18 protein-coding genes are annotated in these 25645 nt (G+C 66.2%); 14 read left to right on the forward strand and 4 right to left on the reverse strand.

Annotation, left to right across the window (positions count from 1 at the left end):
• Window positions 1–176 precede the first annotated feature (176 nt).
• The gene (locus JD292_RS08200; RefSeq protein WP_200132266.1) at window positions 177–1619 is read right to left on the reverse strand and encodes a helix-turn-helix transcriptional regulator; all 1443 of its coding nucleotides are present in this window, start codon (window positions 1617–1619) and stop codon (window positions 177–179) included.
• A gap of 555 nt (window positions 1620–2174) precedes the next feature.
• Between JD292_RS08200 and JD292_RS08205 the strand changes: the two genes are divergently transcribed.
• The 4 genes from JD292_RS08205 to JD292_RS08220 all read left to right on the forward strand — a co-directional run bounded on the left by JD292_RS08205 (window position 2175) and on the right by JD292_RS08220 (window position 10904).
• Window positions 2175–5111: an Ig-like domain-containing protein gene (locus JD292_RS08205; RefSeq protein ID WP_200132267.1), complete on the forward strand. Its 2937-nt coding sequence runs from the start codon at window positions 2175–2177 to the stop codon at window positions 5109–5111.
• Between the two features lie 68 nt (window positions 5112–5179).
• A complete protein-coding gene (locus JD292_RS08210) occupies window positions 5180–6655 on the forward strand; it encodes a SpaH/EbpB family LPXTG-anchored major pilin (protein WP_200132268.1) in 1476 nt (491 codons plus the stop codon).
• A gap of 279 nt (window positions 6656–6934) precedes the next feature.
• A complete protein-coding gene (locus JD292_RS08215) occupies window positions 6935–9886 on the forward strand; it encodes an Ig-like domain-containing protein (RefSeq protein WP_200132269.1) in 2952 nt (983 codons plus the stop codon).
• 166 nt (window positions 9887–10052) lie between these two features.
• On the forward strand, window positions 10053–10904 hold the full coding sequence (locus tag JD292_RS08220; RefSeq protein ID WP_439649270.1) for a class C sortase: 852 nt from the start codon (window positions 10053–10055) through the stop codon (window positions 10902–10904).
• Window positions 10905–10932: 28 nt separating this feature from the next.
• Here the strand turns inward: JD292_RS08220 and JD292_RS08225 are convergent, their stop codons facing one another.
• Together JD292_RS08225 and JD292_RS08230 are read right to left on the reverse strand one after the other, a co-directional pair.
• The gene (locus JD292_RS08225) at window positions 10933–12213 is read right to left on the reverse strand and encodes a CynX/NimT family MFS transporter (RefSeq protein WP_200132271.1); all 1281 of its coding nucleotides are present in this window, start codon (window positions 12211–12213) and stop codon (window positions 10933–10935) included.
• A gap of 86 nt (window positions 12214–12299) precedes the next feature.
• Window positions 12300–16715 (reverse strand): type VII secretion EssC family protein, encoded by a 4416-nt coding sequence (locus tag JD292_RS08230; protein ID WP_200132272.1) that lies wholly within the window; start codon window positions 16713–16715, stop codon window positions 12300–12302.
• Window positions 16716–16820: 105 nt separating this feature from the next.
• Between JD292_RS08230 and JD292_RS08235 the strand changes: the two genes are divergently transcribed.
• From JD292_RS08235 to JD292_RS08280, 10 genes are all read left to right on the forward strand, one after another.
• On the forward strand, window positions 16821–17099 hold the full coding sequence (locus JD292_RS08235; protein ID WP_200132273.1) for a hypothetical protein: 279 nt from the start codon (window positions 16821–16823) through the stop codon (window positions 17097–17099).
• Window positions 17100–17516: 417 nt separating this feature from the next.
• Complete coding sequence (locus tag JD292_RS08240; protein WP_200132274.1) at window positions 17517–17810, forward strand: WXG100 family type VII secretion target; 294 nt, start codon at window positions 17517–17519, stop codon at window positions 17808–17810.
• Between the two features lie 11 nt (window positions 17811–17821).
• Complete coding sequence (locus JD292_RS08245) at window positions 17822–18097, forward strand: hypothetical protein (protein ID WP_200132275.1); 276 nt, start codon at window positions 17822–17824, stop codon at window positions 18095–18097.
• Window positions 18098–18780: 683 nt separating this feature from the next.
• Window positions 18781–19737: a hypothetical protein gene (locus tag JD292_RS08250; protein WP_200132276.1), complete on the forward strand. Its 957-nt coding sequence runs from the start codon at window positions 18781–18783 to the stop codon at window positions 19735–19737.
• A gap of 657 nt (window positions 19738–20394) precedes the next feature.
• The gene (locus tag JD292_RS08255; protein ID WP_200132277.1) at window positions 20395–21771 is read left to right on the forward strand and encodes an NAD-dependent succinate-semialdehyde dehydrogenase; all 1377 of its coding nucleotides are present in this window, start codon (window positions 20395–20397) and stop codon (window positions 21769–21771) included.
• Between the two features lie 166 nt (window positions 21772–21937).
• Window positions 21938–22450 carry a methylated-DNA--[protein]-cysteine S-methyltransferase gene (locus tag JD292_RS12375; RefSeq protein ID WP_200132278.1) on the forward strand — a complete coding sequence of 171 codons (513 nt, stop codon included), beginning with the start codon at window positions 21938–21940 and terminating at the stop codon, window positions 22448–22450.
• A 24-nt stretch (window positions 22451–22474) separates the two neighbouring features.
• Window positions 22475–23047: an RNA polymerase sigma factor gene (locus JD292_RS08265; protein WP_200132279.1), complete on the forward strand. Its 573-nt coding sequence runs from the start codon at window positions 22475–22477 to the stop codon at window positions 23045–23047.
• Window positions 23016–23615, forward strand: coding sequence for a methylated-DNA--[protein]-cysteine S-methyltransferase (locus JD292_RS08270; RefSeq protein ID WP_200132280.1), 600 nt, complete (start codon window positions 23016–23018; stop codon window positions 23613–23615). The genes JD292_RS08265 and JD292_RS08270 overlap by 32 nt, the downstream gene beginning before the upstream one ends.
• A gap of 76 nt (window positions 23616–23691) precedes the next feature.
• Complete coding sequence (locus JD292_RS08275) at window positions 23692–24366, forward strand: alpha-ketoglutarate-dependent dioxygenase AlkB family protein (RefSeq protein ID WP_200132415.1); 675 nt, start codon at window positions 23692–23694, stop codon at window positions 24364–24366.
• Window positions 24367–24431: 65 nt separating this feature from the next.
• Window positions 24432–25115, forward strand: a complete 684-nt coding sequence (locus JD292_RS08280) for a GNAT family N-acetyltransferase (RefSeq protein ID WP_200132281.1) — start codon at window positions 24432–24434, stop codon at window positions 25113–25115.
• On the opposite strand, the gene JD292_RS08285 is transcribed toward JD292_RS08280, so the two are convergent.
• Window positions 25112–25603: a hypothetical protein gene (locus JD292_RS08285; RefSeq protein ID WP_200132282.1), complete on the reverse strand. Its 492-nt coding sequence runs from the start codon at window positions 25601–25603 to the stop codon at window positions 25112–25114. The genes JD292_RS08280 and JD292_RS08285 overlap by 4 nt on opposite strands.
• Between the last annotated feature and the right edge of the window lie 42 nt (window positions 25604–25645).

The raw sequence follows: 25645 nt of genomic DNA on the forward strand, positions 1-25645 counted from the left end.
GCGCGGGCGCCGAAAGACCGCCCACCCCGGCGCTTAATCGCTGATCTCACTAGGTGAGCGAGAAGTGCCCCTGAGACCGCTCCCGGTCCCAGGGGCACTTCTGCAGTGCGGGGAGGGGGGTAGCCGCGATCCCGAGGCCGAAGGGAGCTTCCCTTTCCAGAAGGAGGGGCAGAGGGTCAATACCCGTCCGGGGCGTAGATCGCGTAGAACCCGCTCTTCTCGAGTCGCTCGACGGCGTCCTCGCGGGTGCGTCCGCCGAGCTTCCTCGCGATCATGTTGGCCTGCGACTTGATCGTGCTCGCGGAGACGTGCATTTCCTCGGCGAGCTGCGAGTAACTCAGGTCGCTCCGGAGGCGCAGGGCAACGACGCGCTCGCGCTGCGAGAGCTTCGGGAGCGACAGCGGTGCCGGGATCAGCGGGGGAACCTGATCCATCTCGTCCCGCAGCTGGAGGAGCCGCCGAAGGAGCCGCGGCCGGGCCACCGCGATACGCGAACCCAGCGCCAGAATGTCGCGTCGGGGCAGCGCGAGAAGACCGAGCCGCGGACTCACGAGGCTTTCGCTGAGCGACAGCGCATCCGCGCCGGTCGCGACCGCCTCGGTCACGTGTCCGAGGTGCATGTTGGCGATCGCCCGCGCGAGCAGCGCTCCGGGGAGCATCCACCGGTTGTGGCTCGCGCGCTCACGCACGCAGGCGTCGCTCGCGGCGAGCGATGCGCGATAGTCGCCCATGACGATGTAGGCGGAGGCTCGGACCGAGGCAAAGCACACGCTGTGGTTCGGCGGAGTCCGTGCCCCGCGGAGCAGGGCGATCGCCTGCCCAGGGGTGCCGCGCTGCACGAGCTCGACCGCGGCGACGCCGAGGGCGCACTGCCGTACGAACGAGGGCCCCGAGGGGTGCATGCTGCCGCGGGCGACGCTGCCGGCCATCGAGATGATGTCGGAGGCATCGTCCGCGGTGGTGGCTGCCACCGTGTTGATGAGCTGGATGAGGGACTGGGAGGTCGGTTCGCGCTGCGGAAGGGTCTCCGCGGCTTTTTTCAGCCACTGCAGACGAGACGAGTTGAGCGCCGTGAAACCGAGCACGGCCTCGGCGACGGCGTCCATGTATTCGACCCGGTCCTCCTCCCAGCCCTCGCGCTCCTTGAGCGCGGAGATCCGGCCGAGGTATTCCTGGGCAATGCGGTGGTGTCCGTCGATGGCGTGCGCCGCGGCACACAGCCCGAAAGCGCGGAGGTGCCAGCGGGGTGATGCGCCCTCGGACATGCCCTGGATCAGGCGCTCGGTGTGCTTGGTCGCCTCGACCGTCATTCCGGCCGCGATATAGGTTTCCGCGAGCGCCGCCTCGATCGCGAGAAACCCGAACATCGGATCGGGCGGCTGCATCCGGTTGAGTTTGCGTTCCCGCACGAGTCGCGCGAGCTCGACGGCTCCGAAGGTATCGTCGGCGCGCACGTGTGCCATGAGCATGCCAGCCGCCACGAGTTTCTGCTCGGAGTCGGCGAATTTGCGGACCTCCGCGAGGTTTGCGCTCCGGAGTATCTCGAGTTGCCGGAGCTCGGGTTGGAGGCCATCTCGGAGCGATGACCCGACGAGTCTTTGCGCGGCCGCAATCAGCATTGTGGGACCCCCAGGTCAGTTTCCTGCGATGTGAACATACTGAAGTGACGACGCGCGTCGCCGCCGCCAGTGGGCCGATCGGCCCGTCCTCCCCAAACTCAGAACCTGTTCACGGTTCGGATCCCCATTCTTAGTTTTATCCATAAGCCCGGTGCGAGTCAATGACGACGCGGCCGTTTTCTCAGCGCGGATGAAAAGCGGTTGGAAACAACTGCAAGCAGCGGGTAACGCGGGCGTGATCAGGGATCATGCGGCCCTCATTTCGGGCGTGCTCGCGCCCTTCGTTCTCTTCGCGTTTCGCCGGGCGCTTCCCGCCGGTCCCCGTGCTGCCTTCAGCGGGTGAGGTGTCTCGCCGATGAATCGGCCGTGACGGAGGCGACGAGCCGCCCGTCCCTCCTGCCTGACTTGCCGGGCCGAAAAGGCCGCAAGTCCAAAAGCAGTCGGAATCGGAGCACGAACCCGAAATTGAGGCTCGGGATCCGCTTCCATCAGAGCGGACAGGTTTGGGACAGCCGGGCGAGTGCTCGGGAGAACGGGAGAAGCGAGATGGCGCGAATGCACGTACGACCGTCGGGCGCCGGCCTCACCGCGCCCGGTCGCAGGCGGCGAGGGCGGCTCGGCCGCTGGACGGTCCGGATCGTAGTGGCCGCGCTCGCCGCGACCGGTCTGATCGCCGACGTGGCCCTAGACGGGGGTCAGGAGGCGCACGCTGCCGCGGTCGAGGCGCCCGAAGTGTTCAGCGTTCAGTCCTACAATTCCCGCACGGACGACCTCATCGACGAGCTCCGGGTCTCCCTGGTACTCAAGGTGCCCCACGGGTATGTCGACCCGAACACGGGAAACCTGCAGCAGGTCAACGGCAAGTACCTGCGCGTCGGCTTCGACAACAACGCGGACAACCGCTCCGAGCGCGCCCTGGTCACGAGCCTGCCCTACCTCAATACCTTCGGCGCCATTGGCGCCGACCGATGGGCCAGATCGATAGGCGAGCACTTCACCGTCCACAAGGTCATCGAGGCCGGGGATAACGATCTCCTCGTGATCTCGATGGAGGGGAACCTGACTGTCGCGAGGCACCAGGAAAACAACCTCACGGGGGGTCGGCCGCTTCGCGGCAACCTGTACTTCACGTTCGATCAGTCCCCGTTTGCCTCGACCACCGACCCGCTCTGGATTCGCTCGGCTCTCACTGCCCACACGCTGGACTTCAACGTCTTCTCCTCGACTCGCCTGCCGAAGAGCGTCGTCGGCCCCATCGTGCAAATGCAGTACGCCCACACGTACGAGCTGTGGTCGGCGGGGCAGGGCAACCTGGGGCAGGTCCTCGATTACGGGCTTGCCGGAAACCCCGCAGGCGTGCTGCCCGCGAACTCTGTTCCCGTTGACGTCACCAACTTCGCGTACGTGAGCCCCACCAAGGGACCCGCGAACTCGGTGAGCAACAGTTTTTGGTTCGCGTGGGTGCACGAGGACGGCACACTGGTCACCGACATCAACACGGCACCGATCCGCGTCACGGGAATCCCTCCGCACAGCGGCTACACGGCCCATCTCGCGGTGAAGAACATTCCGGTGCCCGTCGGGATGCCCACGCTCGCCTACACGCCGCAGGCTGCGGCACAGGGTCTCACCAAGAAGGTCAGCACAACCGGCACGATCGACTTCCGCGAAGCAGGTGGCACTGGCTTCTACCGGATGCTCGTGTGGCCCGAGACCAGTAACCCAACGATCGTCGACTCGGACTTCGGCGCCCCGACCAAGCGATACAGCGCGGCGGATCTCGTCGACGGCAACGTTGTGAAGCCGGACGCGATGAAGGAGTCGTGGACCGCTGGCTCTGCCTTCTACCGGTACACCATCAAACGGCCCGACGCGCCCGTCATCACGGTGCCCCAGGCGGGCGCGAAGCTGCGCGAGAACAAGAACGTCGTGTTCTCGGGAACGGGACTGCCAGGACACTCGATCACGCTCAGCCTGATGCAGGGTAGCCTCCTCGTGCCCGGCACGAAGGATCCGGCGCTGATGACGCTCGTCGATGGCGAACGCAATTGCAAGAAGACGAGCTGCGACGTGGTGGTTCAACCGGACGGCACCTGGAGCTACACCTACACGCCGAGCCAGCCCCTCGCGGACGACAACTACACCGTTGTCGCCACGCAGACCGAGCAGATGAGCGGCGGTCAGCTCACGAGCGACCAGTCAAACCCGAACCACCCGACCGCGCCGACGGCGTGGGGGGTGCCCTTCGAGATCGACACCCAGGCACCCGCGGCGCCGCTGTTCCCCTGCCCGGCCACCACGACGAAAGATCGCCGTCCGACACTCAGCGGAAGCGGCATCGAAGCTGGCGCCTCCGTGCAGGTGTATCTCGGTGACAAGGTGCTCGGCAAAGCGGTGGTGACGGGCGATAAGTGGACGTTCACCCCGGAAGACGATCTCCCGGCGGGGGCACACAGGCTCACGGTGACGCAGCTCGACAGGGCGGGTAACGAGTCTGCTCATTCGGCCCCGCCCTGCGCGCTCACGGTGCTCACCGACATCGAGATTGTCGGCGCTAAGACCGTGCTCGGCGTGACCCACCCCGCCCCGGGGCTCACGATCGCCGACGCCGATAACTGGGAGGTGATCGTCAGCCACCAGGGTATCGACGAGGTGATCAGCGGGAAGGACGCGGTGAAGCTCGAGCGCGGCGTGCGGTACCTGGTTGATGAGCGCCTGCGCACCTCACCGGAACCCGACGCGACCGCACTCATGTACGCGCCGCGCAACGCTCCGGTCTGCGTGGACTCCCAGGGCGACGCGCTCCCGGAGAAGAACTACGACCCGCTCAAAAGCGAACTGTTCTTCTCGGAGACCGATGTCGTCGCGGGGCCGGTCAAGTGTGAGATCGAGAACCAGGCGCACCAGGCGACCCTCGTGACGAAGCGGCTCGGTGGCCAAACCGTCAGCGCGTCCGCCGGATGGACCCTGCGCGCCGAACCCTCGGTAAGGGCCCCGCGGGAGGCTGGATCGCCCGAGGATTCTCCGCGCTCGATCGGCTCCGCCGTGACACCCAGGGTTCTGCCGCCGCGGCCCGGCTTCCGCCTGAGCGCGGATGGACCTGACGCCGTCGTGCGTCCGGGTGCCTACAGCCTCGACTTCGATGTGCCCGAGGGCCTGTCGAAGGTCGGAATCGACCTGCTCGATCTGGACGATCCCGAGTGCGCGGCGTACGCCACGAACGCGCTGCAGGCCCCGGAAAGCTGCTGGGACACCTCCCACATTGTCTCGGCCTCGCTCCAACCGGGCGCCCACGAGGTCTTCCGAATCGTCGCGGCGGACACGGTCGATCTGCCATCGCTCCCGCTCACCGGTGGGCTTGGCAGCTGGCTCTTCTCGCTCGGAGGAGCCGGTGCCCTCGCCCTGGCGGCGGCAGGCCTGATCAGGCGCAGAATCCTGCGCTTCCGAGGGGAGCACCCCGCTCAGGTGCTTTCCCACTCGATCGCTTCGTAACCGTGCTCCCGGTCACCGAGGCAACACCCAGCCACAGCAACATCACCTCATTCGAAAGGAACCACACTGTGAACCACTTCACCACTCGACGACACCGAGCAGCGGCCGCTCTCGGGGTCACCGCCCTCGCCCTCGGCAGCCTCGGGCTCCTCGCGACCCCGGCCTTCGCCGTGCCCGGCGACGGCGGCACCGGATCCATCACCGTGCATAAGCTCGAGCAGCCGGCGGGTGCCGTCGGCCCCAACGACGGCACGGAGATCACCAACCTCGGCGGCGCCCGGCCGCTCGTCGCCGGCTTCACGAGCTGCGCGATCGAGAACTTCGATCTCTCCGTTGCGAGCAACTGGGATCGCCTCCGGAACATCACGGTCACGCCGGGTGCCGCCGGAGCTCCTCCGGTCGTCGCCGAGGCGGCCACCGCGCTCACGCTCACCGACTGCCTCCCCGAGCGGATGACCGATGCCACGAACGGCACCACGGCCTTCGCCGATCTTCCCGCTGACCGGGCCTACGTCGTGTGGGAGAGCACCCAGGCTGCGAACGCGATCTCGGCCGCCCAGCCCACGCTCATCACCGTCCCCTACCCGGGTGCGGATGCAGCTGGCACCTGGAACTACAACCCGCACATCTACCCGAAGAACGTGGTTGTGGGCTCCGGCGCCACGAAGAACGGTCAGATCATCGGTGACAAGGTCACCTTCGATGTGAACGTCCCGATCAACCCGCTGGCCGCTGGCGAGACGTTCACCGAGTTCCGGATCACGGACCGACTCTCGAGCGCGCTCACGCACACCGGCGGATCGGTGCGACTCCTTGCGCCGGGTGGCGCGGAGGTCCCGCTGGTCGCGGCTGACTACACCCTCACCGCCCCGACGGGCGCGAGCGGTTCGGAGGTCGTCCTCTCGCTGACCGCGACCGGTCTTGCCAAGCTCGACGCGAACGTCGGCGGCACGCTGATCCTGACGATCACGGCCGACGCCATCGCGACCGGCAGCACGGCCAACGAGGCCGCGCTGACGATCAACGGCAAGACCACCGAGGGTGGCGAAGGCCCCTCCGTTATCGCTCCGGAGAACTTCTTCGCCAGCGCGCACATCCTGAAGATGGCCCAGAACCGCGGCGCGCAGAACACGGTTCCGCTCGCCGGCGCCGAGTTCTCGATCTACCCGACGGACAGTGCCGCCACCGACTGTGCGGCAACGCCCGCGGCCGGAAGCGTCGCTGCGTTCGAGCGTCAGACCTCTGCCGCCAACGGCAACACCCCGAACATCGTGCTCGCACAGGGCAAGTACTGCGTCTACGAGACCCTGACCCCCGCGGGGTACAAGGGCCTGAACGGCGGAATGCTCTTCGACGTGACCGGTGAGAACGCCACGCTCCAGGTGCTGAACACGCAGATCGGCGCCGATCAGGGCGACCTTCCCAGCCTCCCGCTGACCGGTTCGGCCGGCAGCGTGGCGCTCCTGGTCGCCGGCGGTGCGCTGATCGTCCTCGGTACCACGGTCGTGCTCGTGCGTCGACGGGCCGCGCGCGCTGCCGAGTAGTCGGCATCGCGCGGCAGGATCGCCCGCCGCATGATGAAGAGAGGGGCGTCCCGGGAGCCGATTGCGGCACCGGGGCGCCCCTCTCGCTTCGACTCAGTGATTTGACCGCGTTTCCTCCCGAAGCGATCCCGCGCAACCGTTCCGAAAGGAACAGGTTTCGGCGGAAAAGCGGGTGGAAAATGGGCCGAATGCCTCACCTCGGTGATACTCCCCAGTTTGTATCGATCCGAGCAAGTCGCGCGCCTCATCGGGCGCTGCGCACGAGTGAGGAGCATCACGATGAGTGGATCCAGCGCGTCGACCACCGACGCCGACGGCACGCACAAACGGTCTAGTCCTGGGGCGCGTGTCGCCGCCCGAGCCCTGGCGCTCCTGCTCCTGATCGTTGGGCTGATTACCCCGACGATCGCCTCGGAGCCTGCCCTCGCCCAGACGAGAGCCGTGGAGAAGCCTGAGGTGTTCAGCCTGCTGGCCTACAACAAGCGCATTGACGATGCCGTAGACGTCATTCGTGCCTCACTCGTCCTGCGAGTTCCGCACGGTGTCGTCGACGAGAAGAGCGGAGACCTCATTGTGAACAAGGAACGAGGTTTCCTTCGCGTCGCCTACGACAGAACCGGAGACAGCGCGGACGGGCTCGACGGGCTTCAGGGTATGCGATACATCAAAGCGCTCACCTCCTACGGCGCAAACGTGTGGTCCAAGAACACCCAGCCCGGATTCACGATTCACAAGGTCATTCGTGACGGCGCCAACGACTATCTCGTGATCTCCGTCGAGGGCAAGATGGAAATCACGACGACTCCCGAGAGCAACGTTCCTGGTGGAAAGTCCCTGATGGGAAACCTGTATTTCGGGTTTGACACGGGAACACCCGCGGAATCGACCACCCTCGTCGGCTGGATCGACGACAATCCGACCGTGCGCGAGGTCGAGTATCGCGCCTACTCCTCCGCACGCGGACCGGAGTACAAGGCCGGCCCGATCGCCCAGATGCCCGTCGACAACTCGGCCTCGCTCTGGACAAAGGGCCACGCCAACTGGGCGCAGGTGCTCGACTGGGGTCTGACCGGGCACAAGGCCGGGATCTTCCCCTCGAACGCGGCCTCTGCAGACATCACGAACTACGCCTTCGGAACCGCCGCCCTGGGCCCTGCCGGATCGGTCAGCACGAGCTTCTGGTACGCCTGGGTGCACGAGAACGGCACACTCGTCACCGACATCAACACCGCGCCCATCCGTGTCACGGGGGTCACCCCGCACGGAACCCACCAGGGAACCGCGGCGCAGCTCGTGAAGAACGTTTCCGTGAAGGCCGGCAACCCGACGCTCGCCTACACCCCCGAGGCGGCGGCGCAGGGACTCACGACGAAGGTCGCCGAGAACGGCGACATCGACTTCACCACGGCAGGCGGCAACGGCTACTACCGGCTGCTCATCTGGCCGGAGTCGGAGAACCCGAAAAAAGTCACGGCCGACAACGGCGCCCCCCTGATTCGGTACGCGAAAACGGACCTCTTCAACGGGAATGTCCCGACCGCCCGCGCGCTGGACGAGGGCTGGCCCGTCGCGTCCGCCTTCTACAAGTACGACATCACCCGACCCGCGCCCCCGGTCATCACCGTCCCGGCAGAGGGATCGACGATCGCGCAGAACACCAAGATCGTGATCTCCGGCACGGGCCTGCCCGGGCACTCGATCACGCTGAAGCTGCGCCCCGGCGGGCGGATCACGGACCCGGAGGACGCGTCGCTCGAAACGCTCGTGGACGGGGAGCTCTCCTGTAAGCAGGAGAAGTGCGAGATCGTCGTTGCCCAGGACGGGACGTGGAGCTACACCTACGAGCCGAAGACCCCGCTCGCGGACGGCCATTACACCGCCGTCGCCTGGCAGACCGAGCAGGACAGCGTGTTCAACGTGACGAGCCACCCCTCGAACCCGGACGCACCGGAGAACCCGACCGCGTGGGGTTCGGGCTTCGACATCGACACGGTGGCGCCGGCAGCGCCGATGTTCGTCTGCCCCGCATCCCCGACCACGGAAAACCGTCCCGAACTGCACGGAAGCGGAGTGGAGGCCGGATCAACGGTTCGCGTGTACCTCGGCGACAAGCAGATCGGCACGGCGACGATCTCCGGCGACACCTGGACATACACGCCGCAGGAGGACCTCCCGAGCGGCCGGAATGAGTTGACGGTCACCCAGGTCGATCCCGCGGGGAACGAATCGGCGCACTCGGCGCCCCCGTGCGTGCTCGAGGTCTTCGATGACGTCGCGATCACCGGTCTGAAGTCGGTCGCGCCCGTCGCGGATCCCGCTCCGGGTCTCGCTTCCGCGGCTCCGGAGAACTGGGAGATCGTTGTCAGCGACGACTCCGGCGAGCGCGTCATCAGCGGTGGCGCCGAAGTGCAGCTGAAGCGCGGCGAAGCCGTGACCGTCGGCGAGCGCCTGCGGCTCGATCCCGCGCCGGATCCCACCGCGGCGCTCTATGCCCGTCGAGGCGAACCCGCCTGCGTCGACGCGAACGGCACGACCCTTGCGCCGGAGATCTTCGACCCGGCAAGTGGAAAGCTCCTGATCAGCAACACGGATCAGGTTGCCGGTCCGGTGCGGTGCACGATCACGAACCAGGCGAGCCAGGCGACCCTGGTGACGAAGCGGCTCGGCGGGCAGACGACCGCTGCAACGGACGGGCTGAAGCTGAGCGGAGCGCCCGAAGCAGCGCCCGTCGCGGCCGGGTCCACCCGTGCGGACGCAGCAGATCCGGGGGCGACGTTCGCCCTTGACGCGGACACGGCGGATGCCGTCGTGCACCCGGGTGGCTACGCGCTCACCGCCGAGGTGCCGAGCGGCCGCTCCGTGATCGGGATCGAGCGGCTCAACCTCGCGGACACTGCGTGCGCGGCGACCGCATCCAAGCCCACGACCGCTCCCGAGAGCTGCTGGGTCGAAGCCGATGAGGCGAACGCCTCGATCGGACAGGGCGCCCACGAGGTGTTCCGCGTCGTATCCGCCGAACCGGGGGAGATGCCGGTTCTGCCGCTCACGGGCGGCCGGGGGAGCCTGCTGTTCACGGCGAGCGGTCTCGGCACGCTCGCCGCGGCTGCCGGGGCGGCGCTGCGCGGCCGCTGGCGCCGGATCGCGGCAGACGTCCTGACACGTTTTGGCGCTCGCGGCAGCGCCGGCAGTCACTCGGGAAGATCGGAGATCGCGTATGCACGTTCGGAATGAGGAGTCCGTCGGGGGAGGTCTCGGTACTGAGGCCTCCCCCGGGGAGGATTCCGCGGCGGGGACCGATCATCCGATTCCCGCCGTTGGCGCTGCCGGTCCGAAGCGCCTCGGGGGCGCCGGGAAGCGGTGGCGGTTCAGCTGGATCAATCTCCTGATCGCGCTGAGTCTGCTCGCGGGGCTGAGCCTCGTGTGCTATCCGCCTGTTGCCGCCTGGGTGTCGCAGTACAATCAGTCCAATCTCGTGTTTGATCAGGCAAAAGCGAACTCTGAACGCGCTGCGGAGGAGATCGCGAGCATGCTCGCGCAGGCCCATGAATACAATGAGGCGCTCGAGTCTGGCGCGATGTTCGAGGGTGGCCGCCGTGTTGCGGAGGGGACGGGGCAGACCAAGTCCGAGTTCGACTACTGGAAGCTGTTGACGCCGAGCCCGACGGGCACGATGGCGCGGTTGCGGGTTCCGTCGATTGATCTCGATCTGCCGGTCTATCACGGCACGAGCGACGAGACCCTGCTGAAGGGTATTGGTCACCTGCAGGGGACCTCGCTTCCGGTGGGCGGGCCGGGCACGCGCTCGGTGCTGACGGGGCATCGCGGGCTCGCGAGCGCGGAGATGTTCACCCGCCTGGACGAGGTGAAGAAGGGTGACACGTTCAGCGTCGAGGTGTTGGGCGAGGTGTTCACGTACCGGGTGAACCAGATCGACGTCGTCGCTCCGGATGCGACGGAGGAGATCCGGCCGGTGGCCGGTGAGGATCTGATGACGCTCGTGACGTGCACGCCGCTGGGCATCAATTCGCACCGCATTCTGGTGACGGGGAAGCGTGTGGTTCCGACGCCGGCGGCGGATCTCGAGCGGGCGGGCGCGCGGCCAGAGGTCCCGGGTTTTCCGTGGTGGATTCTGATCTATTCGGCGGGGGTGGCCGGCATCGGCGTCTGGTACTGGCGTTCCGGGTATGAGCCGGTTGTTGCTCGTGCGCGTCGGCGGCGGCGCGAAGCCCGGCATTCCTCGGGGGAGTGATCGGGGTTGGCGCCCGACCCGGCGGGCTTTACTCGATGATGCGGTTTTTGCCCGCGTGATAGGCGGCGAGCGCGACGACGGCGCTGAGCGCGGTCAGGGCGATGAGTGCCGGCGTCCAGTTCCCGGTGAGGTCGTGGAGCGCGCCGACGGACGGGGGGCCGGCCGCCGCGAACAGGTAGCCGATCGACTGGGCCATTCCTGACACTTCTGCGGCGCGGTGATGGTTGCGGGTGCGGAGCCCGAACAGGGAGAGGCCGAGAACGATCGTGAGGCCGCCGCCGAGTCCGGCGAGGCTGGCCCACACGGCTGACCAGGACGGGGCGAGCAAGAGGCCGCCGGTGGAGATGCCGAGTAGGACTCCGGAGCCGACGCCGATGCCGCGCTGGTCGCGCATGCGCGGAATGAGTGCGGAGCTGAGCAGGCTTCCGAGGATGCCGGCCGCGTTCATGAGGAGGAGGTGGAATCCCGCGGTCCCGGGGTCGATGCCCGCGGCGATTTCGATCGAGGGCAGCCAGGTGATGAGCACGTAGTAGAAGAGCGACTGCGCCCCCATGAACGCGGTGACGGTCCAGGCGAGGCCTGAGCTCCACACTGAGCGGCGCGTTTCGGGCGCCGTATCGCCGGGACGGCCCGAGGCGATGGATGCCTCACTCGCAGGTTGGTTCGCCTGCGTTTCGTGTGCCCGCGGTCGCGGTGTCCTTTCGGCGGGGCGCGGCGCCGTGCCGTGGAGCAGGCGGGGTGCGAATACCCCCAGGGTCACGAGGGCGAGTCCCGCCCAAATCCCGAGCGAGAGCCGCCAGTCCAGCAGTGAGGCGCCCGCGATCGGAACGGCGATGCCCGCGGCGATGGCCGCGAAGATGGACTGGACCGCGGAGTAGGCGCCCGTGACCTGACCGATCTTGTTCGGGAAGTCGCGTTTGACGAGTGAGGGAAGCGCGACGTTGAGGATGGCGATCGCGATTCCGAGCAGCGCCGTTCCGATCCAGAGCAGCGCGGGTCCTGGCGTGGATCGGAGGGCGATTCCTGCGGCGAGGAGCAGGAGGGCCCCGCCGAGCGTTCGTTCGAGCCCGATCCGGTGGGCGAGCGGTGGAACGATTGGCGAGACCAGTGCGAACGCGAGGAGCGGCAGGCTGATCAGCATCGAAGCCGCGAAGGCGGTGAGCCCGAGATCGCTCTGGATCCGGTCGAGCACGGGCCCGACTGAGGTGAGTCCCGCTCGCAGGTTGCCCGCGACGAGCATGAACCCAGTGATCGCGAGCGCGATCGATGCGGAGGACGGCTGACGTGGCATCGGCTGGGCGGACGACATGGTGGTGTGACCTCGGAAACTGACTTGCGGCGCGCTCCGACTCCGCCGCTGCGTATCGCGGCCGGGAGCTGGAGCGGAAAGACTCACTACGAACCTACTCTCTTCGCGTCGAAACGCCTGCGCCCCGGCGTGGCTTCGGGGTTGGTCGGCGTTTCGGGACCGCGCCGACCTCGCATGTCGGTTCTTCGGTGGGGAGAGGCCGCCTCCGGAGTTCTCGCGAGCGCGACCTGGATTGGCGTGAGGTATCCGTCGTGCAGCAGGTATCCATGCCCGGGCGCGAAGTCACCGCGGCGGGCGCCGGTAAACGGCGAGGTGAACACCGAGGGGGTGTCGTTTGCGTCGGGGCGGAGCGCGATCGCCCACCGCGCTCCTCGGAGCGGTGCGGCGAGCTCCCACGCTGATCCGATCGTGGCATTCTCGCCCTCGACGATGACGGTGGTTTCGCTGTGTCTGAGCGCCTTGAGGAGCGCGGCCAGAGCGGCTTCTTCGCCGCTCCCGTCGAATGAACCGAGGTCCTCGATCACGACCACCCTGCGTGGCGACGGTCCGGCGCCGCCGATCCCGGGCACGGCGCGGCGGTCGGGTTTCTCCTGGCCTGGACCCCGCCCGGCCTCGCGGCACTGCGAAACGAGCAGTGCTGCGAGCTCTCGACGCGTTTCCGGGTCGTTGCCCACCGCGTGCCACGTTGCGGCTTCCCCGAGCGCTGAGCGGTGGGGCGTGACGAGGGCAGTTTCGAGGGTTCGTCCCGTGGCGCTCGCCTCGTCCGCCATGGATTCGAGCATGGACAGGACTGCGGTGCTGCGGCCTGAGCCGGCCGGCCCGGTGACGAGGAGGATCCCTCGCCCGGGAACGCCGATGGGCTCGTGGCGCGCGGCATCGATGGCGAAACCGAATGGTTGCCGCTGCGATGGGGGGAGATCGCTGCGCAGGAGCCTCTCCGGCACGGGCGGGATGCGCTTGGCGGGCGGGAACCCGGCCTGTTCGTGAGCGAGCACGCGCGCAAGACGTTCCAGGCCCCGCTGGGTCGCACGGTCTGCTTCGTCTTCGTCGCGGTTCACTGGAAACGGCAGGGCGAGTTGGATCTCGAGGTGTGTCCCGACCTGAAATGCCCGGCCAGCCGGCTGCTCCGAGGCTGCCCCGGCGGGGAGTCCGAGGAACTGCGTATCGGCCCCCGCGGCGAGGCGGAGCGCGAGCTGCTCGCCGAAGCACTCCACGAGGCTGGAGGGAACGCCGGTTCTGCGGCTGGTTGCCGCTACGACGTGAATGCCCGCGTTGCGTCCGGCGCGGGTGATCTCGGCGATGGCGGACAGTACTGACTGTGCCCCTCCGGAGGGTTCAGGTCCGTCTTCGAGTGCGGAGAGTTCATCGATGAGGAGCAGCGTTGGCGGCTGGGTGGCTCGGCCGTTCCCGCGTGTCTCGTTCGACCCGGCCGCGGGTTCGTCGAGCATCTCACGGAGCAGGCGGAGCAGCCGTCCCACCCGATTTCGTTCCTCCAACCCGACGATCGCCCCGGTCTGCGGCAGTTCCGCGAGCGGGGCGAGCGCGCCGCCCGCGCAATCAAGGCCGTAGATTCGCGCATCCGGGCGGGTGCGCGCGAGAGCGCATGCGGCGGTGATGAGGGCCGTCGTTTTCCCGCTGTGCGGTGCCCCGAAGATGAGAAGGTTGCCGTGTTTGGTGAGGTCGACGTTGAAGACACCTTGGCGCTGACGCGTCGGTTCGTCGAGCATGCCGAGGGCGATCTCCAGTCGAGGGGGCCGCTCGATCCGGTTCTGCGGCGACCGGTGCGCTGGGTCGAGGATCTCGTCGAGCACGAGCGACTCGGACAGCGGCTCGACCCAGGGGCGGCGAGGTGTCGCGCATCCCGCGGTGTGTGAGGCCGCGCGGATGACTGAGACGAAGCGATCGAGATCCCGCAACTTCGGGTCAGAACACTTCTCGTGAGAGTGGACCTCTGGAGCAAGGTCCCGCGGCGTGGAACCTGCGAACCCGAGATCGGTAATCGAGATCTCATCGGGGAAGTCTCGGCCGGTCACGCCTCCGATGTATCCGGCCTGGAAGGTGAGGGGCCGGCACCCGCCGATTCGCACGGCCGCACGACCCGGGGCCTCGATCGGGAATTCGGCCGCGTCTGGGGTGCCGATGATGTCGGTGCTCTCTCCCGCGTCGGTGGTGCGCAGCGCGACACGGAGGTTCGTGTTCGCGCGGAGCGCGTCCGAGATCACCCCGGTGGGCCGTTGCGTTCCGAGGATCGCGTGAAGGCCGAGCGAACGCCCGCGCTGGGCGATGTCGAGCAGGCCCGGGACGAACTTGGGATTCTCTGCGGCAAGTGCCGCGAACTCATCGACGACGATGATGAGGTTCGCCGGCGCTTCGGGATCGTTTCGTCGTTCGAGCGTCGCGAGGTCCGGCACGCCCTTTGCGCGCAAGAGTCGCTCGCGCGCGAGGAGCTCGGCGCGCAGCGAGGTAAACGCCCGCTCGACCTCGCGTGGGTCGAGATCTGTGACGAGCCCGACCACGTGAGGGAGCTCAGAACACACCGAAAAGGCTGATCCGCCCTTGTAATCGAAGAGGAGGAAGTTGAGTCGATCGGGCGAATAGCTGCTCGCGAGGGAGACGATCCAGCTCTGCAGGAACTCTGACTTGCCTGAGCCGGTAGTCCCGGCGATCAGCGCGTGAGGGCCGTGAACCCGGAGATCCAGTTCCACGGGCCCGTCCGTTCCCAGGCCCACGACCGCCCGGAGTCCGTTCTCGGTGCGGATGATGTTCGGGGTCCACTCACGCACGAGGGAGAGGGTGGAGCGCCAGCGGTCCCGCACGGCAGCCTGCGACTCCGAGACCGCGGCCGGGAGGAGTTGGGTGAGGTGCGCCGTCGCGGGAAGATGGCGGCCCGCCACGGGCAAGGCCCCGCCGTCCAGGATCGGCGCCAACGCGCGCGCGAAGCGCTCGGACGATTCGAGGTCGAGGGCTTCGGGCTGGGTCAATGGGACGACTCGTCCATGTCGAACGAAGTGCACCTGACTGCGCTCCGGAGAGATGCTGATCGCGGTGCGGCACGCGGCCGGCAGCCGAGATTGATCTTTGGCGAGCCACACGCAGTGGACACCGGCGTCGGGTGCTGAACCGAGCAGTTGGACGAGCCGGTGCTGATCGACGAACGCGACCGAGAACACGAGCAGAATGACGCGGGGGAGCGGGCCCGGCTCGGTGACCGGGCTCCGACGATCGTTCGCGCCGCCAAGTGACCGAGGAAGATGAGAACGGAGGGCATCTGTGCCAGGGGAATCAGTGCGCGTGTGCACAAGCGCCTCGAGCGCGCCCAACAGTTCGTTCGCCGTGTCAGGATCAGCGGCGAGATGGGGCGCGCGCAACGGGCTGAACGCAGAGTTCACGTGGGGTAACCATTTGAGCCAGGACCAGGCGCGTGCGGCCTGGTCGGCGTCCGCGATCGCGGCCAGGACCACCTGCGCGGGTGAGTGGAGTGCCGCGATCTGCACGATGAGCGAACGGACGAGGGACGCTGCGCCCTCGGCGTCGCCGCTGACTCCAAGGGACCCGCACCGACCCAGCCGCTCTGTGACCGGGACATTCTGCACGACCCGAAAGGTCCGTTGGAGCTCCTGGACGGCTTCCTCAAGGGGTGATGCTGACGGTGCAGCCGATCGGCTTGCTGCGCGCAATTCCTGGCGGCTCTCGAGCGTTGCGAGGCCGAGGCGGCACTCCAGAAACGGGCGGTGCTCGACACCCCTGCTCCAGAGGATCGAGTCGGGGGAATCCGGGGCGTCGATCAGATCCGCACTGCCGGGGGATTCCGCGAGTCGAGCCGTGCGCTCTTCCTCGGCACGGAGCGACATTGTCGATCTGGCGCGCCCGAGCGAATCGAGGAACGTCCGCTCGCGACCCTTGTGCATGCGGCGAGCGCGCCCGCGCGAGTCCAGCCAGGACCCGATGAGCGTAAACGGGGCGAGTGCCGCGAATACCAGGCTGAATGGCGAGCGGGTGAGGGCGAACAGAACGATGGCGGCGAAGACCGGAGAGATCGTCGCCACGAGCGGAAACGTGGCGGGTTCAGGGTCTTCCGGAGGAGTGGGCAACTCGAGCGGTTCCGGATCGTACACCTCCGCAACGCGAGGCGAGGTGAGCACGACAGGCAGATCGGGCAGTAACACGCGCTCTGTCGGCCAGGGGAACGATTCGAAGCGGACGCGGACGATCCCGAACTCCACCTCGCCTGGGAGCCGAAGCACGAGCGGGATTCCGTTCTCGGCATCAGGTTTGCCGCTGCCGGGGCGGGCGGGACGCCCCTTCGACACCATTCGGGTTCCGTTCACCGAGTCAAGGTCGTGAATGTCGACGCGGTCTCCACGGACCTCGATGCGCGCGTGCGCCCGGGAAACGCTGGAATCCATGAGCTCGATGCGGTTTCCTCGCGTGCGCCCGATCAAGGCTTCCCCCTCGGGGAGCAGGTACTCGACGCCCGTCTGCGCGCCGCTGAGAACTCTCATTCTCGCGACAGGTGGGCGGGTGAACCTCCTCCAACCGTCGTCTTCCGGCGACGCCATGGACTCGAGAACGGGTTCGAGAGAGGCTCCGGATCGCACCCCTGAATCTTGGAGGAGTTCAGCGCCATCGAGGAGGACAGCCGGGGATCCGGGATTGGTGACCCGAAGCGTGAACGGCGCGGTTCGCCGAGCGGCAACAGCCATGAGCTCGCCACTCCCGGCACCCGCACGAAGCAGCGCCCGCGCGACCTCGGCGACTCGGGTATTCGCGCTGCAGCCGAGCTGCAGGTCCCGACGGGGAGCGGCTGCGCCGGCGGCACCGCCGACGAGGGTGACTCTCAAGCGCATGACTTCCTCCTGGATCCTGCTCGAAATGGTGCGCAATGACCGCCGAAGGCGACGGTTCACTCCCGTCCCTTGACCGACGACGCGAGTGCGAGGTGTGGAGGCGACGATAAAGCGCTCCTCTGACACCGCTGGAGAGGATCCGCAATCGGAGCACCTGGAAAAACTCCCGATTGAGGCCGAGAAAGTGCGGTTCTCGGTGGTGCGAGCCGAGTAGATGTGTGGAGAACTTGAGTTCTGTGGTGGCCTGTGTGCGAGTCTCACCCGGGTGAATTCCGCGGGCTGGGCAAGGCCATTGCAAGAAGAACACGCAGCTCAGATGGGGGATCTGTGAGCGCGCGCGTTTCCAGCCTTCAGATTTGCCCTTGTGGGGAGCGCGGCTCGAGATCTAACTTCTGAATCTCAGAACAGATTCTCGGTACGGGCAGAGGGCCCTTGCCATTCCCGGAAGGAGCCAGAATGACCAGTATTCGAGTGAGTTACGGCGAGATCGAGGCAGCCGCTTCCCAACTCGCGGCCGGCCGCGAGGAGATCACCCAGAAGATCAACTCGCTGCAAGCCCAGATTCAATCGCTCGTCGGTTCCGGATTTGTCACCGAGCACGCGTCCGGAAAGTTCCAAGAAGCGTTCACGAAATACGCCGCCAACGCCAGTGGTCTCATCGCGCATCTGGGAGAGATCCAGCAGTTTTTGGTCGGGGCAGCGCAGGCCATGCGCGAACTCGATGCCCAGATCGCGTCTCGGATCGGTTAGGAACGCTGAAGATGCCGCGGCTCGAAGTCCAAGGAAACGAACTCTCGCTTGCGGGGAATGCGCTGAGGCAGGCGGCTGGACTGCTCGCGAGCGATGGCGACACGCACCACAACGTCTCCAGCGGTTCGGTGGGTGTCGACGCGGCAATCGGCGAGTTGTTGCGGAAGCTGCTCACTCACACCTCGGCTCAGGCCGCGTCTCTGAACGGGGGCGCGCGGACAGCGGACGCCGTCTCTGCTGCGTTCGGTGCGCTCGATGTGCAGACCGCTGCATCCATTGAGCCGTGAACACTCTCGACGGCGCCGGTGCTCCTGGCGGACGTGCCCTGCGGGGAAGCCCGTCCGAACTTCGCAGTATCGCCCACGCGCTCGTGCGGTCCTCCGGCGTTCAGGGAAGCTCGAGGCAACTCTCGCAGGGGATCACCCATTTCGGCAGGGCGGGGACCGCAGCTTCGATCAGGATGCTTAGCGCATCGTCCGTTCATTCGCGTCGCGAGGTCGAGCACATCTCGGACCTCCGGCAGCAGGCGGCGCGGGTGATCGATGCGTACGCGCATCGCCTGGCAGAGCTTCAGCGCGAGGCACATCTGCACCGAAGACGCCTGCAGGAAGGGGAGATGGCGGCCCTCGATCTGGAGCGAGGTCTCGCACGAAGCTCCGCGGAGGAGGGAGCCTCTCAAGACTGCAGGCAGGCCTGCTCGCGTCAACTCGCGGAGGTCGAGCGTGCGAACGCGGCGGCCCGGAGGGCGCTCGAGGAGTTGGACAGCCTCCGGGAACACGCAGATTCGCAGTGTGTCACTCGGGTAGAAGAGCTCAGTTCCCGGATCGGTCCTGACCCGCGTGCTCGGCCGACCTTAGGAGCTGGAACGATGGCTCGGGGGCCGAGGCTGCCGATCGCGGGAGCGGCCGGCAGGGATGAGTTTCCTCGCTCTCCCCGAGCAATGCTCCGTGACCTCCCTGAGTCCGCCACGGTGACCGAGGTGGAGGAATGGTGGAACAGCTTGGGTCCTTCGCACCAAGCCGCCCTTCTCCGAGCGGACCCATTGCGGCTCGGAAACCTCAACGGCATTCCAATCGAGTCCCGTATCCAAGCGAACGCGATCACGGCGGAGGAGCTCCTCGCCCGTCAAGGCCTGAGCGACCGTGAGCGGGAGTACTGGCGGAAGGCCGCCTCGGGTGAGGTGCGTCTCGTGAGCCTCAACCCTCAGGACTTTCGAATCATCGAAATGCTGGGCGAGATCGGTCCGCAGACGACGTTCGCCGCCACCTTTCTCCCGGGAACCACCGCAAGCATGGACAAGTTCTTCGAAGGGGGCCCACAAGCGGTCGGAAGCTACCTCGCGGGTGAGAAGGCGGGGTCCAAGGGTGTGGTCTTTGTCTACAAGGACGGACCGTGGGCGACCTGGGTCGGAGAGCGGTCCAACCGGAGCGAGCAATTTGCAAAGTCCGCGGGCGAACAGGTCGCGCGTTTCCAGCACGAGGTCGTTGAGCGGGACCCGGTTCTCTCGCGGAAGAAGCTCATCGGCGTCGGACACAGCGCGGGATTGAGCTGCCTCACGGCATCGGAGAACGCGGGAGCACACTTCAGGATGGTGTTCTCGCTCGGCGGCTCATGGATCGCGCCGGGATGGTCGCAGCAGCCGGGCACTGAGTACCACCATCTGCAATACGACCAGGACATGATCAATCGACTAGACCACCTCGGGAAATACGAAACCCCTCACGCGCACCCCGAACAGTTCGCACCACACGTGTTCCCGGGGAACGGTCAGGGTGAGCTCCGCGGTCACGGGCGTATTGCAGAGGACGAGCGGACGAACTGGGATCCACTCGCCGAAATCGTCGACATTATTGAGGAGAGGAATGGAACTCAGAACAGGGCTGCGACGTATGGTCGCCACGGCGCTGAGCATCGTAATCGCGGTTAGTGCGTGCGGGTGCGAGTCGAGAAAAGAAGAGATTCCCCCGACGGCAGGAGCAGCTGAGTCCGCAATCCGTGAGTCACGTGAGTCGCAAGAACGAACACTCGAGAGGCTCGCCGCGCACACGATCGACTACCTCGGAACCGGGCGGGTTGAAATGTTTCCGGGGCCGGGTCGGGTGCTCAAGTGCAAGGCGGCAGGGGGCGGTCGAGGAGCAGCCTCGTACTCGAACGCCTTCGTGTACTTCCCCGAGGGAAGGGATCTCCAGGGCTACCTCGCCCAGCTCGGGACCGAGTACGCCGCGTATGAGGGGTGGGAGACAGCGCTGGACTCTCGTTACCAGGGGCTTTGGCTGAGAATGGTGGCCCCGGAGGGATCTGAGTTCCATGCCCGCCAGAACATTCGGTACCTCGCAGACGGGGAGAGCCGCTTCACGATCAGCAGTTTTGGCGCTTGCATTCCCGTCCCAGAGGAATTTGACATGTTCGCTCGGTTGTAAGCCTGTATCGCCCATAAGCCCGTTTGCCCAGGTGCTCGGCGAAGGAGTGAAAGTCTCGCAAGCACAGGCGTCGCAACCGATTCGATGATAGTTTTCGAGTGGCCACGTCGACGTGTCAATCACGTTGACGGCGCCGTGAACCCCTATCTGGAGGATTGATATACATGTCCAAGTACCGAGTGCAGAACCCTGCCACGGGCGAGGTCATTGAGACGTTCGATGCTGCAACCGATGCGCAGATCGAAGAGATTCTCGCGAGCGCTGATTCCGTGTATCAGGAGTGGCGTGAGCGGAGCGTGCAGGAGCGCGCGAACGTGGTGAAGCGTGTTGCTGAGCTGTTCGCGGAGCGGCGTGAAGAGCTCGCGCGATTGATCGCGGTTGAGATGGGCAAGTCGATCGCGGAAAGCCTGGACGAGGTTGACTTCGCGACGCAGATCATTGACTACTACGCCGTGTACGGTCCCTCCCTGATTACCGATTACGAGATTCCGTCGACGGTGCCCGGTAAGGCAGTGATCGAGCATCTGCCGGTGGGCACGTTGCTTGGCGTGATGCCGTGGAACTTCCCGTACTACCAGGTGGCCAGGTTTGCCGCGCCGAACCTCGTGCTGGGCAATACGATTCTGCTGAAGCACGCGGACGTGTGCGCCCGTTCGGCGCTGACGATCCAGGAAATCATGGAGGAAGCGGGCGTTCCGGTCGGCGGATACCAGAACCTCTTTGCGTCGCATGATCAGATCGCCACGATTATCGCGGACCCCCGAGTGCAGGGTGTTTCTCTGACGGGGTCGGAGCGTGCCGGAGCCATCATCGGCGCGCAGGCCGGCTCGCACCTGAAGAAGTGCGTGCTCGAGCTCGGCGGGATCGATCCGATGGTCGTGCTCGACGCTGAAAACGTGGCGGAGGTCGCGAAGGAGGCGTGGGATTTCCGGACCTACAACGCTGGCCAGGTATGTAACTCGAACAAGCGTCTGATCGTGATGGATGACATCTACGACGAGTTCGTTGCGGAGCTGGTGAAGCTCGCGGAGGGGCTCACGCCTGGAGACCAGCTTGACCTCGCTGAGAGTGAGTACGTCCCGCTGTCCACCCGTGCGGCTGCCGAAACGGTTGATGCTCAGGTGAAGAAGGCGGTTTCCGAAGGCGCGCGTGTGCTCGCCGGCGGGGTGCTGTCGGAGGGTCCGGCTGCGTACTATTCACCGACCGTGCTCGTGGACGTGCCCCGAGACTCCGAGAGCTACGGGGAGGAGATCTTTGGGCCTGTGGCCACTGTGTATCGGGTGTCTTCCGACGAGGAAGCGCTCGAGCTCGCCAATGATTGCGCGCTCGGTCTGGGCGGGTCCGTGTTCTCAACGGATGAGGCTCGCGCCGCGAAGGTCGCATCCAAGCTCGAGGTCGGCATGGCGCACGTGAACACGATCGCCGCGGAATCGGCCGAACTGCCGTTCGGCGGAGTGAAGCGCTCCGGGTTCGGACGCGAGATGGGTCCCCTCGGGATCGGCGAGTTCGCGAATAAGCGACTCTACTTCGTCTCCGCCTAGGAGTCACTGCCTCGGGCGACCATCGACCGGGGCAGGCAGGAGAAGAGCGGGGCGGCGTGCAAACGTCGCCCCGCTTTCTCTTCCCAGAAAGAAGAATTGAGCCCCGACCCACCTCACATTTCTCACACTTGCAGCGTCTACTAGGTAGATAAGGAGGGCCCGAGCAATGGATACCAGGCACATCAGAGCGGAAACAACCATCGGCGAACTCGAAATCGTCGCTGATGGCCCCGCAATCACCGGAATCTACTTTCCCAACCACGCCAAACACCCCGGCGCGGGAAGCCTCGGCGTGCGCACCTCCGAGGAACGAGACCCGCTTCTCAGCCGCACTGCACAGCAGATCCGGGAATACCTCGCCCACAGCCGAAGGTCGTTCGATGTCCCGATCGCCCCTGCAGGAGACGAAACCTCGCAGAGAATCTGGTCGTTGCTGACGGAGATCCCATACGGTTCCACCGTCACCTACGGACAGATCGCCGAGACGCTCGGAGACCGGAGTCTGGCGCAGCGCGTCGGCCAGGCCGTCGGGAGGAACCCGATCTCCATCATTGTTCCGTGTCATCGAGTTGTCGGAGCTGGCGGGGCATTGACCGGATATGCAGGGGGCCTCGAGCGCAAGCGCATTCTCCTCGAACTTGAAGAGCCCGCAGAAGCAGCCGCGGAACGGCTCTTCTAGCCGGGCCGCTCATCGGAAGCACGCATGGACCATCCCTTCGAAAACGCCGTCGAGCAGCACGGCGCCACAGTGCTCAAGGTCTGCCGCGCCGTGCTTGGCCCAGGGGCAGATTCGGAAGATGCCTGGTCAGAGACGTTTCTCTCGGCGCTGCAGGCCTGGCCAAGCCTCGATAACGGCGCCAACGTGGAGGCGTGGCTCGTGCGCATCGCACATCGAAAAGCCATCGATGTGACTCGGAAGCGCCAGCGTCACCCCCTCGCCAGCGAAACGGTGCCAGAGACAGAGTCCACCCTCGGCATTCCCGGACAGGCCGGAACCGAGATCTGGCTCGAAGTCGCCAAGCTCCCCGAACGGCAGCGACTCGCGGTCGCCTACCACTACCTGGGAGGGCTCCCGCACAGCGACACCGCCGAGCTGATCGGCGGAAGCCCCGCCTCGATCAGGCGGGCCTCAGCTGATGGAATTGCACAGCTCAGAGCAGTACTGACCGCTCATCGAGCACCCACCGCGCCCGACGCGAACACACGTGAAGCTGCGCCCGTCGCGCAGAACAGAGGAAGAACAGATGCACGGGAATCCGGAAGAACCGAGCTTTGAAATCGAAGAAAACGAACTGCGCCGGCTTCGGGCGAGGCTCGCGAGCGAAGCCGGAGAGCGGGAGCTCATCGACGTCAGCTATCGCACCGTAGACAGCCCAGTCGGCGAACTTCTCCTCGCAGCAACGGGCAGCGGCCTCGTGCGAGTCGCCTTCGCCCGCGAGGACTTCGACCTTGTGCTCAGCGACATCGCGGTCGAACTCAGTCCCCGGATACTCAAGAACCCCGAGCCACTCGACACAGCGGCGCGGGAACTCGAGGAGTACTTCTCCGGAATTCGAAGCGTATTCGACCTGCCCCTCGATCACACGCTCTCCACGGGCTTCCGACTCGCCGTGCAGGAGTTCCTCCCTGAGATCACGTACGGCACGACCCTCAGCTACACCGAAGTTGCCCGGGCAGTCGGCAACCCCAAAGCGGTGCGAGCAGTTGGCAGCGCCTGCGCCACCAACCCGCTTCCCATCGTCGTGCCCTGCCACCGAGTGCTCCGCCGAGATGGCACACTCGGCGGGTACATCGGAGGGCTCGAGGCGAAGACCGCGCTCCTCGAACTGGAGCACGTCCCATGATCGCCTCGGCATCGCGTTATCGTCGAGGCGCAGGCAGAACGGAAGCGTGCGAAACGAAGGAGGTTCGCCGATGACCATGCTCTTTGGCCCCGGATTCGGTGGAGAGGAGGCGCGGGTGACTCCCGCGCTCCCCGAAGGCGCCCATCATCGACGAGGTTTCCTCACCATCGAACAGCAACGCTGGATCGTCGAACGTTTTCACGAGTGGACCCGAGGTCCCGTTCCGCCGAGAAGCGCGAAGGTTCGCGGGCACGAAATGAGCGTCACAACCGTGTGCCTGGGTTGGCACTGGCAGCCGTACAAGTACACGCGCACCGCCACCGACGTGAACGGGCGAAAAGTCCTCGATTTTCCCGACTGGATGACCGATCTGGCTCGGGCGGCGATCATGGCCGCAACCGGAGACGAGGCACTCGCGGGCTCGTACCGTCCGGACACGGCGCTCGTGAACTTCTACGATGAGCAGGCAAAGATGGGCATGCATCAGGACCGTGACGAGCGGACCGATGCTCCAGTCGTATCCCTCTCGATCGGAGATTCCTGCCGTTTCCGCTTCGGAAACACCGAGCATCGAAACCGTCCCTACCAAGACCTCGAGCTCGTGTCAGGAGACCTGTTTGTCTTCGGCGGTCCCTCGCGCTTCGCCTATCACGGAGTCACGAAGATCCACCCGGGAACCGCCCCCGAGGGATGTGGGCTTTCCGCTGGTCGAATCAACATCACGATGCGGGAAACCGGATTGGAAGGATGAGAGATGCGCCGTTTCACGTGCAACACCGCGCAACCGCTGCGCGGCAGAGACTGCGAGGCCCCGCGATGCTGATCACCACGCCTCGGCTCGGAATGCGCGAGCTCACCGAGGCGGACCTCCCGGCTCTGCGATCGATCCTCCAAGACGCGGAGACCATGACCGCCTACGAAGGACCCTTCGATGAGGGCCAAGTGCGGGCTTGGCTCGAGCGCATGGAGCAGCGATACCGCGAGGACGGATTCGGGCTCTGGGCAGTCGTCCGCAAGAGCGACGGGAAGACGATCGGGCAGTGCGGCATCACCTGGCAGGAGATCGATGGCCATCGCGTTCATGAGGTCGGATACCTGTTCAATCGAGAGTACTGGCACAGCGGATACGCGACCGAGGCCGCACGGGCTGCGGTCGAGTACGCGATCGCCGAACTCGGCGCCACCCGCGTATACGCGCAGGTCCGAGACACCAACATCGCATCGATGAACGTGGCAATCAGATTGGGAATGACGGTGCGAACGCGGTTCATCAAGCACTACCGCGGCATCGACATGCCGCACCTCGCTTTCGCAATTGACGCCCCGACGTCGAACGGTCCCCCCGCACGCGGGCACCTGCCACCCGGACTCGATCGCGAGAATCCGCCGAAGAGGGCGCGAAAACCAGCGACTCCTCACCGCACGTACGCGCACAGGCCACTCAGCTTGGCACCGTCGATGCCGGGAGACGCGACTGAGCCCCTCGGCGCCTCGGGCTAGCCCGTCGGCAGGACCTTGTCCGCGAAGAATGCCTGGCTCGGGTTGTGGCAGGCCTCGGGGAGGGTGATCTCGTTGACGGGAGCCTCGCTGCCCTGGACCTCGATCGGGTCACCGTTCGCGAAGGCCTTGCCGCGGATGGACACCGTTCCACTCGTCGAGAGCGTCGATCCGAACGGGGCGAGCAGGAGGACCTTCGTGCCGTCGGATTTCGCGACCGAGACGCAGCCACTCGGATTGGTGTCGAGAGTGCCCTTCAGGTGGCTCGGCGTGGTGCTCTTCGGCAGCGGTTGTCCCGGTGTGACGAGCGAAACTCCGCCGGCCCGCTGGGTGTTCCAGGAGCCGAAGCCGCTGGCCTCAAGCGACACCCCCTCCTGCATCGGAACCGTGTCGGACCCGGCTGTTTCCGCCGCGAGCGGGGCGCACGCTGCGAGGCCGGCGCACGCGGCGAGCGCGGCGGCGGCGAGTGCAGCGCGTGTTCGGATCCTCATCCGCCCAGAATCTCACGGACGTGCTCAGGTAAATAGTGTGTC

This window comes from Leucobacter edaphi (assembly GCF_016522535.1).
Lineage (GTDB): Bacteria > Actinomycetota > Actinomycetes > Actinomycetales > Microbacteriaceae > Leucobacter > Leucobacter edaphi.

What these genes read in the sequence shown, in the direction of transcription:
- JD292_RS08240 (WP_200132274.1), top strand. Translation starts at nt 17,517, where the DNA reads ATGACCAGTATTCGAGTGAGTTACGGCGAGATCGAGGCAGCCGCTTCC.
- JD292_RS08230 (WP_200132272.1), bottom strand. Translation starts at nt 16,715, where the DNA reads ATGAGAGTTCTCAGCGGCGCGCAGACGGGCGTCGAGTACCTGCTCCCC.
- JD292_RS08275 (WP_200132415.1), top strand. Translation starts at nt 23,692, where the DNA reads ATGCTCTTTGGCCCCGGATTCGGTGGAGAGGAGGCGCGGGTGACTCCC.
- JD292_RS08200 (WP_200132266.1), bottom strand. Translation starts at nt 1,619, where the DNA reads ATGCTGATTGCGGCCGCGCAAAGACTCGTCGGGTCATCGCTCCGAGAT.
- JD292_RS12375 (WP_200132278.1), top strand. Translation starts at nt 21,938, where the DNA reads ATGGATACCAGGCACATCAGAGCGGAAACAACCATCGGCGAACTCGAA.
- JD292_RS08225 (WP_200132271.1), bottom strand. Translation starts at nt 12,213, where the DNA reads ATGTCGTCCGCCCAGCCGATGCCACGTCAGCCGTCCTCCGCATCGATC.
- JD292_RS08270 (WP_200132280.1), top strand. Translation starts at nt 23,016, where the DNA reads ATGCACGGGAATCCGGAAGAACCGAGCTTTGAAATCGAAGAAAACGAA.
- JD292_RS08205 (WP_200132267.1), top strand. Translation starts at nt 2,175, where the DNA reads ATGCACGTACGACCGTCGGGCGCCGGCCTCACCGCGCCCGGTCGCAGG.
- JD292_RS08255 (WP_200132277.1), top strand. Translation starts at nt 20,395, where the DNA reads ATGTCCAAGTACCGAGTGCAGAACCCTGCCACGGGCGAGGTCATTGAG.
- JD292_RS08285 (WP_200132282.1), bottom strand. Translation starts at nt 25,603, where the DNA reads ATGAGGATCCGAACACGCGCTGCACTCGCCGCCGCCGCGCTCGCCGCG.
- JD292_RS08215 (WP_200132269.1), top strand. Translation starts at nt 6,935, where the DNA reads ATGAGTGGATCCAGCGCGTCGACCACCGACGCCGACGGCACGCACAAA.
- JD292_RS08280 (WP_200132281.1), top strand. Translation starts at nt 24,432, where the DNA reads ATGCTGATCACCACGCCTCGGCTCGGAATGCGCGAGCTCACCGAGGCG.
- JD292_RS08245 (WP_200132275.1), top strand. Translation starts at nt 17,822, where the DNA reads ATGCCGCGGCTCGAAGTCCAAGGAAACGAACTCTCGCTTGCGGGGAAT.
- JD292_RS08265 (WP_200132279.1), top strand. Translation starts at nt 22,475, where the DNA reads ATGGACCATCCCTTCGAAAACGCCGTCGAGCAGCACGGCGCCACAGTG.